This is a genomic window from Flavimobilis marinus, from assembly GCF_900113055.1.
Classification (GTDB): Bacteria; Actinomycetota; Actinomycetes; order Actinomycetales; family Cellulomonadaceae; genus Flavimobilis; species Flavimobilis marinus.
In genome coordinates this window covers 483,136-496,303 of record NZ_FONZ01000002.1, presented here as the reverse complement: position 1 = coordinate 496,303, position 13,168 = coordinate 483,136, and the positions used below count along the sequence as shown (strand labels likewise).

13 protein-coding genes are annotated in these 13,168 nt (G+C 72.9%); 6 read left to right on the top strand and 7 right to left on the bottom strand.

Going from position 1 to position 13,168, the window contains the following annotated elements; translation table 11 throughout:
• Positions 1 to 29 precede the first annotated feature (29 nt).
• Together BMZ30_RS07330 and BMZ30_RS07325 are read left to right on the top strand one after the other, a co-directional pair.
• On the top strand, positions 30 to 1,046 hold the full coding sequence (locus BMZ30_RS07330) for a Gfo/Idh/MocA family protein (protein WP_229828521.1): 1,017 nt from the start codon (positions 30 to 32) through the stop codon (positions 1,044 to 1,046).
• A 30-nt stretch (positions 1,047 to 1,076) separates the two neighbouring features.
• On the top strand, positions 1,077 to 2,372 hold the full coding sequence (locus tag BMZ30_RS07325) for a hypothetical protein (RefSeq protein WP_093376699.1): 1,296 nt from the start codon (positions 1,077 to 1,079) through the stop codon (positions 2,370 to 2,372).
• Between the two features lie 66 nt (positions 2,373 to 2,438).
• On the opposite strand, the gene sucB is transcribed toward BMZ30_RS07325, so the two are convergent.
• Both sucB and lpdA read right to left on the bottom strand, forming a co-directional pair.
• Positions 2,439 to 4,241, bottom strand: coding sequence for a 2-oxoglutarate dehydrogenase, E2 component, dihydrolipoamide succinyltransferase (gene sucB / locus BMZ30_RS07320; protein ID WP_093376695.1), 1,803 nt, complete (start codon positions 4,239 to 4,241; stop codon positions 2,439 to 2,441).
• 27 nt (positions 4,242 to 4,268) lie between these two features.
• A complete protein-coding gene (gene lpdA / locus BMZ30_RS07315) occupies positions 4,269 to 5,654 on the bottom strand; it encodes a dihydrolipoyl dehydrogenase (protein WP_093376692.1) in 1,386 nt (461 codons plus the stop codon).
• A 138-nt stretch (positions 5,655 to 5,792) separates the two neighbouring features.
• Between lpdA and BMZ30_RS07310 the strand changes: the two genes are divergently transcribed.
• Positions 5,793 to 6,140, top strand: coding sequence for a BRCT domain-containing protein (locus BMZ30_RS07310; RefSeq protein ID WP_093376688.1), 348 nt, complete (start codon positions 5,793 to 5,795; stop codon positions 6,138 to 6,140).
• 53 nt (positions 6,141 to 6,193) lie between these two features.
• Here the strand turns inward: BMZ30_RS07310 and BMZ30_RS07305 are convergent, their stop codons facing one another.
• Positions 6,194 to 7,663, bottom strand: a complete 1,470-nt coding sequence (locus BMZ30_RS07305; RefSeq protein ID WP_093376686.1) for a leucyl aminopeptidase — start codon at positions 7,661 to 7,663, stop codon at positions 6,194 to 6,196.
• A gap of 74 nt (positions 7,664 to 7,737) precedes the next feature.
• Between BMZ30_RS07305 and BMZ30_RS07300 the strand changes: the two genes are divergently transcribed.
• The 3 genes from BMZ30_RS07300 to BMZ30_RS07290 are packed head-to-tail and all read left to right on the top strand — an operon-like array spanning position 7,738 to position 9,529.
• Positions 7,738 to 8,097, top strand: a complete 360-nt coding sequence (locus BMZ30_RS07300) for a hypothetical protein (protein WP_093376683.1) — start codon at positions 7,738 to 7,740, stop codon at positions 8,095 to 8,097.
• Positions 8,094 to 8,519 (top strand): hypothetical protein, encoded by a 426-nt coding sequence (locus BMZ30_RS07295; RefSeq protein ID WP_093376680.1) that lies wholly within the window; start codon positions 8,094 to 8,096, stop codon positions 8,517 to 8,519. Before BMZ30_RS07300 ends, BMZ30_RS07295 begins: the two co-directional genes overlap by 4 nt.
• Positions 8,520 to 8,521: 2 nt before the next feature.
• Entirely contained in the window at positions 8,522 to 9,529 is a 1,008-nt protein-coding gene (locus BMZ30_RS07290; RefSeq protein WP_093376678.1) for a quinone-dependent dihydroorotate dehydrogenase, read from the top strand.
• A 104-nt stretch (positions 9,530 to 9,633) separates the two neighbouring features.
• On the opposite strand, the gene BMZ30_RS07285 is transcribed toward BMZ30_RS07290, so the two are convergent.
• The 4 genes from BMZ30_RS07285 to nadA are packed head-to-tail and all read right to left on the bottom strand — an operon-like array spanning position 9,634 to position 13,068.
• Positions 9,634 to 10,638, bottom strand: a complete 1,005-nt coding sequence (locus BMZ30_RS07285) for an aldo/keto reductase family protein (protein WP_093376672.1) — start codon at positions 10,636 to 10,638, stop codon at positions 9,634 to 9,636.
• A gap of 46 nt (positions 10,639 to 10,684) precedes the next feature.
• Complete coding sequence (locus BMZ30_RS07280; RefSeq protein WP_093376668.1) at positions 10,685 to 11,272, bottom strand: DUF3043 domain-containing protein; 588 nt, start codon at positions 11,270 to 11,272, stop codon at positions 10,685 to 10,687.
• A gap of 9 nt (positions 11,273 to 11,281) precedes the next feature.
• Positions 11,282 to 11,836: an acyl-CoA thioesterase gene (locus BMZ30_RS07275; RefSeq protein ID WP_093376666.1), complete on the bottom strand. Its 555-nt coding sequence runs from the start codon at positions 11,834 to 11,836 to the stop codon at positions 11,282 to 11,284.
• Positions 11,837 to 11,853: 17 nt separating this feature from the next.
• Positions 11,854 to 13,068 carry a quinolinate synthase NadA gene (gene nadA / locus BMZ30_RS07270; RefSeq protein ID WP_177191319.1) on the bottom strand — a complete coding sequence of 405 codons (1,215 nt, stop codon included), beginning with the start codon at positions 13,066 to 13,068 and terminating at the stop codon, positions 11,854 to 11,856.
• Between the last annotated feature and the right edge of the window lie 100 nt (positions 13,069 to 13,168).

Here is a 13,168-nt window from a genome sequence, read left to right as displayed (position 1 = left end):
AGGCTATCCGGCCCGGCACAATGGCCCGCATGACGCATCGCATCGCACTGGTCGGGTACGGCAGCGCCGGGCGGGGGATCCACGCTCGGCTGATCCGCGAGGCCGGGCTGACGGTGTCCGCCGTCGTGGTGCGCGACCCCGGTCGCAGCGACCAGGCGCGAGAGGACTGGCCAGGTGCCGCCCTGCACGCGACCCTCGAGGAGCTGCTGGCCGCCGGTGGGTACGACGTCGTGGTCCTCGCCTCGCCGTCCGGGCTGCACGAGGAGCAGGTGACAGCGGTGCTCGAGGCCGGCATCCCGTGCGTCGTGGACAAGCCGGCCGCGACCGACGCCGCCGGCGTTGCGCGGCTGCTCGACGTCGGGCGACGGACCGGGACGCCGTGGACCGTTTTCCACAACCGGCGGCTCGACCCTGAGCAGCTGACGCTGCGCGCGCTGCTCGCCGACGGTGCGCTGGGCACGGTGCACCGGTTCGAGCGGCGCTGGGAGCGCTGGCGCCCGCAGCCGCGGGACCGCTGGAAGGAGAACGACCCGGTGGGTGGCGGCCTGCTGCTCGACCTCGGCACCCACCTCGTCGACAGCGCGGTGCAGTGCTTCGGCCCCGTCGAGAGCGTGTACGCAGAGCTGCGTGCCCTGACGACGCCGACCGAGGACGACGTGTTCCTGTCGCTGGTCCACGTCGGCGGGCAGGTCGTCTCGCACCTGCAGGCGGGGTCGCTGACCGGGGCGCCCGGCCCACGCACTCGGGTGCTCGGGGACCGGGGGGCGTACCTCGTCACGAGCTTCGAGGGCGAGGCCTCGCCGTTGAGCACGCTCGACGACGCCGCGCCGGAGGGGTGCGAGGGCTGGCTCGTGCGGGGCGACGAGCGGGAGGCGGTGCCCCGCGCCAGCGGCGGTCACGCCGACTTCTACCGCGCGGTCTCGGCCTGGCTCGCGGGTGGCGCCCCGCCGGTCGACCCGGCGGACGCGCTGCACGTCGCCCGGGTACTGGACGCAGCCCGGGTCAGCGCGCGGACCGGCGCACGCGTGCCTGTGGACAACAGGTAGGACCGCGCTGGCGGGGTGTTCGATGAACGCATGGACGATGCCCTGCCCGTGCTCGAGGACGACACCTTTCGCCGGGTGCCGCCGCCGCGGGTGCGCCAGGCGCTCGAAGACGCAGGCCTGAGCCTCGCTGGACCCGGCCCGACCCCGGGTTGGGCCGTCCGCGCGGCGACGGGTGCCGAGCGCTTGGTCTCCCTCGCGGTGGGGACGGTCCCGGGGCGCCGGTCCGTCGTGGCGGACGCTGCCGGCTGCCTGCACCCGGTGCTCGACGTGCTGCCGGCGGGCGACGACGAGGTCCTGGTCCACCCGCCGCTCGCGGGGCGGCGCCTGCGGACGTTCCCGGTGCTGGGTGTAGGGATCGTCGCGGCGGCGCTCGTGGCGGCTGCCCGGGCGACGACGGCGCTGCACGAGGCCGGTCTCGGCCTGGGCGTCTGGGAGCTGGGTGACGTCGTGCAGACGGCGGAGGGCGACCTGGTCGTCTGGGTGCCGTCGCCCGTCGCGCTGGGTGGGGCAGCCCAGGATGACGTGCGTGCCCTCGTCGGTGGGGCTCGAGAGCTCCTGGCGCGGGCGCCCGACGGCGACCCGGCCGCTGCCGCGTTGTGGGCCGCGCTCGACGGCCTCGCGCCCCGGGTGCCCGAGGAGCTCGTGCACGCGTGCCTGCGGGTGAGCGGGCCGCCGGGCATCGTCGAGGGTGAGCCGCTGAGGCCCGCGCGTCGTGCTGCGCGGCGGAGCGATCTCGCTGCGCTGCGGCGCGACCACGTGCGCCGTCCGCGGCGGGTCGTCGTGGGCGTGGTCGCAGCCGGGTTGCTCGTGGGGACGTTGGGCGGGGCCGTGGTCGGCCGCGCCCTGCGAGAAGGGCCCGTGGCGTCGGCGGCGGATCGGGCGACGCCCCCGGGTGCTGGTGCCGACGCGGCGAGCGTGCGAGGAACGGCCGGGCCCGGCGACCCGGCATCGGCGGCGCAGACGCTCACCGCCCGGCGCGTGGCGTTGCTCGCGCAGGCCGATGAGGCCGGCGACCAGGGCTTGCCGGACGGCACCGTCCGCGCCGCGCTGCAGGCGGGGCTGGACGAGGTGCACGCGCCGGGGAGCGAGCTCGCGGCGGCGGACGCGGCGCTGCTCGCCGACCTGCTCGACGGTGCCGCTGACGTCGAGCACGTCGCCGCCCAGGCGCGCAGCGCCCGGATCACCGTCGCGGGGGAGGAGCCGGTGGTCGAGGTCGTCTACGCCATGGCCGCCAGGGACGGGAGCCTGCACGAGCGCGTCGCACTGCTCCGGCTCTCGGACGAGGGCGGAGCCTGGCGGGTCGCGGGCGTCGTGGCGCGCGAGTGACGGTGGACGCGAACGGGGCCCGCACACCGGGTGGTGTGCGGGCCCCGTGGGTGCGAGCCGGTCAGGTCAGAGACCGACCTCGGACTCGAACGCACCTTCCTCGATGCGGTTCTTGATCGCCGTCAGGTAGCGCGAGGCGTCGGCCCCGTCCACCAGGCGGTGGTCGTACGACAGCGAGAGGTAGCAGATCGAGCGGATCGCGATGACTTCCTCGCCGTCGGCGTCCTTGATCACGGCGGGGCGCTTCACGATCGTGCCCGTGCCGAGGATCGCGGAGGTGCCGCCCGGCACGATCGGCGTGTCGATGAGCGCGCCGCCCGAGCCGGTGTTCGTGATGGTGAACGTGGCGCCACCGAGCTCGTCGGGGGTGACCTTGTTGTCGCGCGTGCGCGTCGCGAGGTCGGCGATCTTCCGGGCGATGCCGCCGAGGTTCAGGTCGCCCGCGTCGCGGATGACCGGCACCAGGAGGCCGCGCGGGGTGTCGACGGCGATGCCGACGTTCTCCTGCGCGTGGTAGGTGATCGTGTCGCCCTCGAGCACCCCGTTGACCTTGGGGTACGCCTTGAGCGCCTCGACGGCCGCCAGCGTGAAGAACGGCAGGAACGTCAGGTTCGCACCCTCACGGGCGCGGAACTGCTCCTTGGCCTTGGCGCGCAGGCGCGCGACCTTGGTGACGTCGACCTCGACCACGGTGGTCAGCTGGGCCTGGGAGTGCAGCGCCTCGACCATGCGCTCGGCGATGATCTTGCGCAGACGGCTGGCCTTCTCGGTCGTCCCGCGCAGCGGCGAGACCTCCGGGACGGCGGCCGCAGCACGGCGTGCCTTCGACGGCTCGCCCTCGCTCGCGGCCGGTGCCGACGGCTTCTCGGCGGCAGCCTTCTCCGCAGCCGCCTTCTCCGCGGCCGCGAGGACGTCCTCCTTGCGGATGCGGCCGCCCACGCCGGTGCCCTCGAGGGTCGCGGTGTCCACGCCCTTCTCGGCAGCGAGCTTGCGGACCAGGGGGGTCAGGTACGACGTGCCGGAGCTCGCCGACGCGGGCGCCGACGAGGAGGCCTCGGCCGAGGACTGCACGGTCGTGTCCTTCGCCTCGGCAGGCTTCGTGGACTCGGCCGCGGGCTCGGGGTTCTGCGGCTCCGGCTGCGCGACCGGGGTCTCCTGCTTGGCGGGCTCCTGCGCAGGCTCGGGCTCGGGCTTCTTCTCCTGCGCCGGGGCGGCGCCAGAGCCGACGACGGCGAGCGCGGTGCCGACCTCGACGGTCTCGTCCTCCTGGACGAGGATCTCCTGCAGCGTTCCCGCCACCGGGGACGGGATCTCGGTGTCGACCTTGTCCGTGGAGACCTCGAGCAGCGGCTCGTCGACCTCGACGGTGTCGCCGACCTGCTTGAGCCAGCGGGTGACGGTGCCCTCGGTGACCGACTCGCCGAGAGCCGGCATGACGACCTGCTCGCCGCCGCCGGACGAGCCGCCCTCCTGGGGGGCCGGAGCGTCGGTCGCCTCCGACGCCGTCGTGTCGGTCTGCTGCTCGGCCGCGGGCTCCTCGGCGGGCGCCTGCTCGGCGGGCTGCTCGGCCTCGGCCTGCGGGGCCTCGGCGGGAGTCTCGTCCTGCGAGCCTCCCTGGTCGCCCGAGCCGGAACCGTCGCCGATCACAGCGAGCTCGGCGCCGACCTCGACGGTCTCGTCCTCCTCGACGAGGATCTTCTCCAGCGTGCCGGCGAACGGCGACGGGATCTCGGTGTCGACCTTGTCGGTCGAGACCTCGAGCAAGGGCTCGTCGAGCTCCACGGAGTCACCGACCTGCTTGAGCCAGCGGGTGACGGTTCCCTCGGTGACGGATTCGCCCAGGGCGGGCATCTTTACGGAGTCAGACATGACTTCTCCTTCGACTCGTCCGGGCGATCAGTTGTGGGCGTGGAGCGGCTTGCCGGCGAGCGCGAGGTGCGCCTCCCCGAGAGCCTCGTTCTGGGTGGGGTGGGCGTGCACGAGCGCCGCGACGTCCTCCGGGTAGGCCTCCCAATTGACGATCAGCTGGCCCTCGCCGATGAGCTCGCCCACGCGGTCGCCGATCATGTGGACGCCGATCACGGGGCCGTCCTTCTGGCGGACCAGCTTGATGAAGCCCTGGGTCGCGAGGATCTGGCTCTTGCCGTTGCCGCCCAGGTTGTACTCGAGGGTCTCGACAGCGTCCTCGCCGTGGATCTCCTTGGCCTTGGCCTCGGTGAGACCGACGGACGCGACCTCGGGGTGGCTGTAGGTGACGCGCGGGATGCCGGACTCGATGATCGGCGCGGGGTTGAGCCCGGCGATCTGCTCGGCCACGAAGATGCCCTGCGCGAACCCGCGGTGGGCCAGCTGCAGGCCGGGGACGATGTCACCCGCGGCGTAGATGTTTCCCACGCCGGTGTGCAGCTTCTCGTCGACGATCACGAAGCCGCGGTCGAGCGTGATGCCCTGCTCCTCGTAACCGAGGTCCGCGGTGCGGGGGCCGCGCCCGACGGCGACGAGCAGGAGCTCGGCGTCGAAGGTCTTGCCGGACTCGAGCGTGACGTGCACGCCGTTGTCGTCCTGGGAGACTCCGGAGAAGCGGTCGCCGAGCGTGAAGCCGATCCCGCGCTTGCGGAAGGTGCGCTCGAGCGCCTTGGACAGCGCCTCGTCCTCGGCGGGCACCAGGTGGGGCAGGCCTTCGACGATCGTGACGTCGGCGCCGAACGACTTCCACACGGACGCGAACTCGACGCCGATCACGCCGCCGCCGAGCACCACCACGGACTTCGGCACGAAGTCGAGGGTGAGGGCCTGGTCGGACGTGAGGACGCGGCCGCCGATCTCGAGGCCGGGCAGGGACCGGGCGTACGAGCCGGTCGCCAGGACGATGTTCTTGCCCTTGAGCCGCTGGCCGCCGACCTCGATGGTGTCGGTGCCCACGAGCCGGCCGTGGCCCTCGACGAAGGTGATCTGGCGCGACTTCACGAGGCCCTGGAGGCCCTTGTACAGGCGGGAGATGACACCGTCCTTGTACGCGTTGACGCCGCTCATGTCGATGCCCTTGAGCTCGGTGTGCACCCCGAGCTTCTCGCCCTCACGGGCGTTGTCGGCGAGCTCCGCGGCGTGCAGGAGTGCCTTCGTCGGGATGCAGCCGTTGTGCAGGCACGTGCCGCCGAGCTTGCCCGACTCGACGATCGCCACGGTGAGGCCGAGCTGGGCGGCGCGCAGTGCGGTGGCGTAACCGCCGCTGCCTCCACCCAGGACGACGATGTCGAATTCTGTGCCGGTGGTGTCGGCCACGTGCAGCTCCTTAGGTGCATTCGGATAGAAGGCGCGCTGGGAAGAACGCTCTTCCCATCTTGTCATCTCTTCCGACCAAGGTCCCACCGGTCGCGCCCCGGCGCGTGTGTGAGCCTGCAGACACCCTAGGCTGGAGCGATGCGATGGTGGCGATCTCTCTTCGGGCGAGCAGGGGCTGAGGGCGGTGACGTGCCCGGGCGTCGCGCGACGCTCGAGCACCTGCAGGCCTTCGTGTCGTCCCGTGTGGGCGTCGAGGCATACGTCGAGCCTGCCAACCGCGACACCCCGCCCACGGTGCTGCTCGTGGCGACCACGGGTGAGTGGACCCGGCGCCCGGCGCCCGATGAGCGTTCCGCGTGGAAGGCCGCCGAGCAGCTCGGCATCCCGGTCTACAACGTCGAGTTCACGGGCTACCCGCAGCGGATGCGGGACTGGAACTCGCGGGCACGCGGGCGCCGCCTGACGAGCGAGGACCCGCAGGCCTGAACGACGACGACCCCCGCCCGTCGGGCGAGGGTCGTCGTCGGCGGTGCTCGAGGTCAGCCGCGCTGCTCGATCAGGGCCAGCAGGGTGCGGACGCCCACGCCCGTGCCGCCGACGCCGGTGTAGCCGTGGGCCGCGCCCTCGTTGAACGCGGGGCCGGCGATGTCCAGGTGCGCCCACGGCGTGGTGCCGACGAACTCCTGGAGGAAGAGCCCGGCGCTGAGCATGCCGCCCGCGCGCTCTCCGATGTTGGCGATGTCGGCGACCTTCGACTTCAGCCCCGCGCGCAACTCGGTCGGCAGGGGCATCGGCCAGAACTGCTCGCCGCTCGCCGCGGCGGCGGCGACGACCTCGTCGCGGACGTCGTCGGCGCCCATGACGGCGCTGACGCGGTCGCCGAGCGCGACGACCTGGGCGCCGGTGAGGGTGGCGATGTCGAGGACCACGTCGGGCTTCTCCTCGATCGCGCTCACGAGGCCGTCCGCGAGCACCAGGCGGCCCTCGGCGTCGGTGTTGAGCACCTCGACGGTCTTGCCGCCGCGGATCGTGATCACGTCCGAGGGACGCTGGGCGGTGCCGGACGGCATGTTCTCGGCCAGGCAAAGCCAGCCCGTCACGGCGACGGGCAGCTGCAGCCGGGCAGCGGCGAGCACGGTGCCCAGGACGGCGGCCGCACCGGCCATGTCGGACTTCATGGCTTCCATGCCCTTGGCGGGCTTGATCGAGATGCCGCCGGAGTCGAAGGTGATGCCCTTGCCCACGAGCGCGATCTTCGCCGCCGGGCGCGTGGGGGAGTACGAGACCTTCACCAGGCGCGGTCCGCGGGCCGAGCCCTTGCCGACGTTGACGAGCCCGCCGTAGCCGCCGGCCACGAGAGCCTTGTCGTCCAGCACGGTGACCTTGGCGCCGGTGCCCTTGGCCTCCGCCTTCGCCACGTCGGCGAACGCCTGCGGGAACAGGTCGTTGGGAGCAGCGTTGACGAGGTCCCGCACCAGGTGCACGGACCGGGCGACGATGCCCGCGCGCTCGGCGGCGCGCTTGGCCTGCGCCGTCCGGGCGAGGGGCGTGACGACCTCGAGCGACGACGTCAGCGTGCCCTTCTCGGCGCGGTACCGGCTGAAGGCGTACGCGCCCATCGCGGCACCCTCGGCCACGGCCGTGAGCTCCTCGAGCGAGGTCGCCGGGAGCGCGAGCGCGACGCGAGCCACGCCCGCGAGCTCACGGGTCGCGGCGCCGGCGGCGCGGCGGAGCACCTCGGCCGGGTACGTCTCGCGGGCGTCACCGAGGCCCGTCAGCGCCAGCACGGGGGCGTTGAGGTCGCCACCGGACGGCACGCGGCGTACCTCGTCGGCCGCGCCGGTCACGCCGAGGGCGGCGGCGTGTGCGCGCACGGTCGCCACGAGGCCGGCGGGCAGGTCGGACACGCTGACCACCTGGACCCCCTCGGCGCTCGAGGCCACGCCGACGACGAGCGCGTCCGCGGAGATCTTGGACAGGTCTTTACCGGAGAGAGTGAGTTCAGCCACGCCCTCGATGCTATCCCTTGTCCGGCGCGCCTGGCTCGGGGCGGGCTCCCGGGCAGGGCGGGTAGTCTTCGGGCGTGCTCCTCCCGCTCACCGTCACCGTCCTGCTGCTGTGCGCCGCGCTGCTGGCGTGGGCCGTGTGGTTCGCGGTCCGGGACCGTGCCGTGGTCCTGCGTCAGCTGTGGGGGGCGAGCGTCGTCGAGGCGGCGCTGCTGGTGCAGATCGCCGTCGCGGGCGTGCTCGCCGCGCAGGGCCGGCACGCGGCCGACGGCGTGACGTTCTGGGGCTATCAGGTCACGGCACTGATGATCCTGCCCTTCGCCGCGCTGTGGGCGTTCGCGGAGCGCACCCGGTGGAGCTCGGTGGTGCTCGCCGTGGCCGCCGCGACCGTGATGTTCCTCGAGTACCGGATGCTGCAGATCTGGGCCGTCGCATGAGCGCCACGGCGGGTGCGAGCGCCCCGGCACCGACGAGCCAGGGGTTCGGCCGCGTGCTCGTCCTGGTGTACGCGGTGTTCGCGGTCGCCGCGACCGCCCGCGCTGGCGTCCAGCTGATCCGCGACTGGCACGAGGCGCCGCTCGCCTATGCGCTGTCGGCGTTCGCTGCGGCCGTCTACGTCGTCGCGACCGTGTCCCTCGCGCGGCGGGGTCGCGGTTCGCGCACGGTGGCGTGGACCGCCGTCACCGTCGAGCTCGTCGGTGTCCTCGCCGTCGGCGCCTTCTCGTTCTTCCGCCCCGACCTGTTCCCCGAGGCGACCGTCTGGTCCCACCTGGGCGAGGGGTACGGCTACGTCCCCCTGGTGCTGCCCTTCGTGGGGCTGTGGTGGCTCCGTCACACCCGTCCCCAGCCCAGGAGCTGACCGTGTACCCGCTGCTCTTCGACCTCGTGTTCCGTCGCATGAACCCGGAGACGGCGCACCACGTCGCCTACGCCGCCATCCGCACGGCCGGGCGCCTGCCGCTCGTCCCCGAGGTCGCCGGACCGCTGCTGCGGGCCCGTGGGACGGTGCAGGCCTTCGGCCGGACGCTGCCCGGCCCGCTGGGGCTCGCCGGCGGCTTCGACAAGCACGCGCGTGCCGTGCGCGGTCTGACGATGCTGGGATTCGCGTTCGTCGAGATCGGCACCGTCACGGCGCAGCCGCAACCCGGCAACCCCGCGCCGCGGCTCTGGCGCGAGCTCGGGCTCCGCGGGCTGCGCAACCAGATGGGCTTCAACAACGCGGGCGCCGTCGCGACGGCTGACGAGCTGCGCCGCCTGCGCGCGACCCGCCGGGGCAGGGCCGCCGTGATCGGCGTGAACATCGGCAAGACGAAGGTCACCCCGCCCGAGGAGGCGGCGGCCGACTACGCGACGAGCGCGCGCCTGCTCGCGCCGTTCGCCGACTACCTCGTGGTCAACGTGTCCTCGCCCAACACCCCCGGGCTGCGCGACCTGCAGTCGGTGGACTCGCTGCGCCCTATCCTGCGCGCGGTGCGCGCGGCGGCCGACGCCGTCACGGAGGACCGGCGCGTCCCGCTGCTGGTGAAGATCGCCCCGGACCTCGCCGACGACGACGTCGACGCCGTCGCGGACCTCGCGCTCGAGCTGGGGCTCGACGGCGTCGCCGCCGTGAACACGACGATCGGCCACGACCTGGGCCCGGGCGGGCTCTCCGGCCCACCGCTGCTCGAGCGAGGCGTCGAGGTCGTCGCTCGCCTGCGGGCCCGGCTCGGCACGGGTCCGGTCATCCTGGGCTCGGGCGGCATCACGACGGCCGAGGACGCGCGTCGCTACCTCGACGCGGGTGCGACCCTCGTGCAGGGCTACACGGCGTTCATCTACGAGGGCCCGTTGTGGGCTTCGCGCCTCAACCGGGCTCTGACCGCCTGAGACCGGGCTCTCGCCGCACCGACGCCCGAAACCTCACCGGTCACTGACTCGCCCGGGCCAGGGCCCGTGGAGCTGAGCTCGACGGACCCCGGCCCGGGGGGGTGTCAGCGGCTGGTGGGCTGCTCGGCGGCGGTCTTGCCCGCGTCGCGCTCGACGACGTCACCGAGAACCTCGTCGATGCGCGTCATCAGCTCGGCCGGGATCTGCACCCCGGCGGCCTTGACGTTCTCCACGACCTGCTCGGGACGCGAGGCCCCGATGATCGCGCCGGCGACGTTCTCGTTCTGCAGCACCCAGGCGACGGCGAGCTGCGCCATGGACAGGCCGAGCTCGTCCGCGACCGGGCGCAGGCCCTGCACGCGCTCGAGGACCTCGTCACGCATGAACCGGCTGATCATCTTCGAGCCCGACGGGTCGGTCGCGCGCGAGCCGGCGGGCAGCTCGCCGCCCGGCGTGTACTTGCCGGTCAGGACGCCCTGCGCGATGGGCGACCACACGATCTGGCTGACGCCCAGCTCGGCCGACGTCGGCACGACCTCGGGCTCGATGACGCGCCACAGCATCGAGTACTGCGGCTGGCTCGAGACGAGCGAGATGCCGAGGTCGCTGGCGAGGGCGTGGCCGGCGCGGATCTGGTCGGCCGTCCACTCGCTGACGCCGATGTAGTGCGCCTTGCCCTGGTGCACGATGTCGGCGAACGCCTGCATCGTCTCCTCGAGCGGCGTGTGGTGGTCGTAGCGGTGCGCCTGGTAGACGTCCACGTAGTCCGTGCCGAGGCGGCGCAGCGAGCCGGCGATCGATTCCATGATGTGCTTGCGCGAGAGCCCGGTGTCGTTCGCGCCGCCGGGCCCGGTCGGCCAGTAGACCTTCGTCAGGATCTCGAGCGACTCGCGACGCTGCCCCTTGAGCGCGTCGCCGAGCACCTGCTCGGCCTTGGTGTTGGCGTAGACGTCGGCGGTGTCGAACGTGGTGATCCCCGCGTCGAGCGCGGCGTGCACGCACTGCGTGGCGACCTCGTTCTCGACCTGCGAGCCGTGCGTGAGCCAGTTGCCGTAGATGATTTCGGTGATCTTCAGGCCGGAGCGGCCCAGGTGTCGGTAGTTGACCATGACCGCAAATCTACGGTCGATGCGGCGCGCTCGCGCGCGGCCTGCCTCAGACGGGGTACTCGCCGTGCTTGACCTGGGGCTTGGGCAGGCGGGCGCGGCGGATCTGGAACGCCCGCATGACGGCGTACCAGCGCAGCGACTTGTCGATCTTCTCAGCACCGAACTTCGCGTGCAGGCGCTTCTTCAGCGAGCGCCACATCAGGAAGCCGTCGAGGATCGTGCCCAGCACGATGACGTACAGCAGCGACGTGACGACCACGGCGGCCTGCGTGGGGACGAACAGCACCAGCACCATGAAGATGACGGCGACGAACAGGAAGATCTCGCCGAGGTTGCGGCGCGCGTCCACGAAGTCGCGCACGTAGCGGCGCACCGGGCCCTTGTCGCGCGGGGGCAGGTGGCGCTCGTCGCCCGTCTGCAGGGCGCGGTACTGGGTCTCGCGCTCCTCGCGGATCTTCGCGCGCGCGACCTTCGCCGCGGCGCGGCGGTCACCGGGAACCAGCGGGACGCGGTTCGCCGCCTCCCGCTCCTTGCGCTTCGGGGTCGGCCCGGCCTTCTTCCCGCCGTGCTGGAGCTCGGGGGCGACAGCAGGGGCGGGGATCTCGTCGGCGCGGGACGTCTTCTTGGAGAACACGCTCCCAGGTTAGTCGACCGGCCCGGGTGACTCGGACCGCGGCCGGTACGCGACCCCGACGGCGGCCGCCCAGGCGGCGACGTCCGCGGGGAGGTCCGGGGAGGGGGCGTGCCAGCCGGCGAGCGCGGCGACGTCCGGGGCGGGCACGCGGCCGTCGCCGCGCGCCAGGAAGCGACCGGCCACGATCCCGCGCGCCACCAGGTCGTCCCTGAGCCAGAAGGCCTGCTCGAGGTAGACGACGCGCTGGTCCCAGCCGAGCACCCGCGTGACGAGCTGGAAGCGCTGGCCCACGGTGAGGGAGCGTCGGTAGGTCATGGCCGAGGCGGCCACCACCGGGTACCAGCCACGCTCGCGCAGCGCCCGCGCCAGGCCCAGGTCGGCGATGAAGTTCGCGCGTCCGACGTCCATCATCTGCAGGTAGACACCGTTGTTCACGTGCAGGTACAGGTCGAGGTCGCCCGGCGTGACCCGCATGGTGGTCACCGACGGGTCGAGGAGCTGCTGCCCGGGCACGGCCTTGCGTGCACGGGCCGTGGCGAGGGCGAGCTGGGTCCGTCTGGTCATCTGAGCAGGGTAGAGGCTCAGTACCCGGGCAGTGCGAGCATCTGGTCGAGCGCGACGCGCGCCCAGTGCGCGTCGTCGGCGTCGACCACGATGGGGTTGACGACGTTCCCCGCCACGAGCGACTCCATCGCCCACACCAGGTGCGGCAGGTCGATGCGGTTCATCGTCGAGCAGAAGCACACCGTCGAGTCCAGGTAGTGCACGTTCTTGTCCGGGTGGGCGTTCGCGAGCCGCCGCACGAGGTTGAGCTCGGTGCCGATCGCCCAGCTGCTGCCGGGCTCGGCGGCGTCGAGCGCCTTGATGATGTACTCGGTCGAGCCCACCATGTCCGCGGCCTCGACGACCGGGTTCTGGCACTCGGGGTGCACGAGCACGGTGACTCCCGGTACGGCCGCACGGATGTCGGTGACGTTGCGGACCGAGAAGCGCCCGTGGACCGAGCAGTGCCCGCGCCACAGGATCATGCGGGCCGCGTGCAGGGCCTCCGGTGTGAGCCCGCCGCCGGGCTTGCGCGGGTCGAAGACCACGCAGTCGTCCAGGCTGAGGCCCAGCTCGCGGACCGCGGTGTTGCGCCCCAGGTGCTGGTCCGGCATGAACAGGACCTTGCCCGTGCCGTCGACGCCGCCCACCTGGTCGAAGGCCCAGCGGAGCGCCACGTGGGCGTTCGAGGACGTGCAGATGGTGCCGCCGTGCCGACCGGTGAACGCCTTGATCGCGGCGGACGAGTTCATGTACGTGACCGGAACCGTCTGGTCCGCGACGCCGGCGTCGGCCAGGACGTCCCAGGCCTCCTCGACCTGGCCGATCGCGGCCATGTCCGCCATGGAGCAGCCAGCGGCGAGGTCGGGCAGGATGACCTGCTGCGTGTCCGAGGTCAGGATGTCGGCGCTCTCCGCCATGAAGTGGACGCCGCAGAAGATGATGAACTCTGCCTCGGGGCGGGCCGCGGCCTCGCGCGCGAGTTTGAACGAGTCGCCGGTGACGTCGGCGAGGTCGATGACCTCGTCGCGCTGGTAGTGGTGGCCCAGCACGAAGGCGCGGGACCCGAGGGCGGCGCGTGCGGCGTGGGCGCGCGCGACGAGGTCGGGATCGCTCGCGGCAGGCAGGGCGCCGACGCACTCGACGCCGCGCTCGGAGTCGAGGTCGCTGCCCTGGCCGAGGAGCAGGAGGGCCGACGGGGCGGGCTCCGCGAAGGCCGTGGCGGCGCGCGGGCCACCGGCGGCGTCGGAGATCTGGGGCGTCTGCTGCTGCTGTGCTGTCACGTCGAGATCTTCCCACACCGCCCGGCCTGGACCCTCGGACGTCGTGCCCAGGCTGCGCCGTCGGGCACAC

Bases quoted from the DNA above. Each gene is read 5' to 3' on its own strand.
- BMZ30_RS07325 (WP_093376699.1), top strand. From the start codon at position 1,077: ATGGACGATGCCCTGCCCGTGCTCGAGGACGACACCTTTCGCCGGGTG.
- BMZ30_RS07310 (WP_093376688.1), top strand. From the start codon at position 5,793: ATGCGATGGTGGCGATCTCTCTTCGGGCGAGCAGGGGCTGAGGGCGGT.
- BMZ30_RS07275 (WP_093376666.1), bottom strand. From the start codon at position 11,836: ATGACCAGACGGACCCAGCTCGCCCTCGCCACGGCCCGTGCACGCAAG.
- BMZ30_RS07285 (WP_093376672.1), bottom strand. From the start codon at position 10,638: ATGGTCAACTACCGACACCTGGGCCGCTCCGGCCTGAAGATCACCGAA.
- BMZ30_RS07295 (WP_093376680.1), top strand. From the start codon at position 8,094: ATGAGCGCCACGGCGGGTGCGAGCGCCCCGGCACCGACGAGCCAGGGG.
- BMZ30_RS07330 (WP_229828521.1), top strand. From the start codon at position 30: ATGACGCATCGCATCGCACTGGTCGGGTACGGCAGCGCCGGGCGGGGG.
- sucB (WP_093376695.1), bottom strand. From the start codon at position 4,241: ATGTCTGACTCCGTAAAGATGCCCGCCCTGGGCGAATCCGTCACCGAG.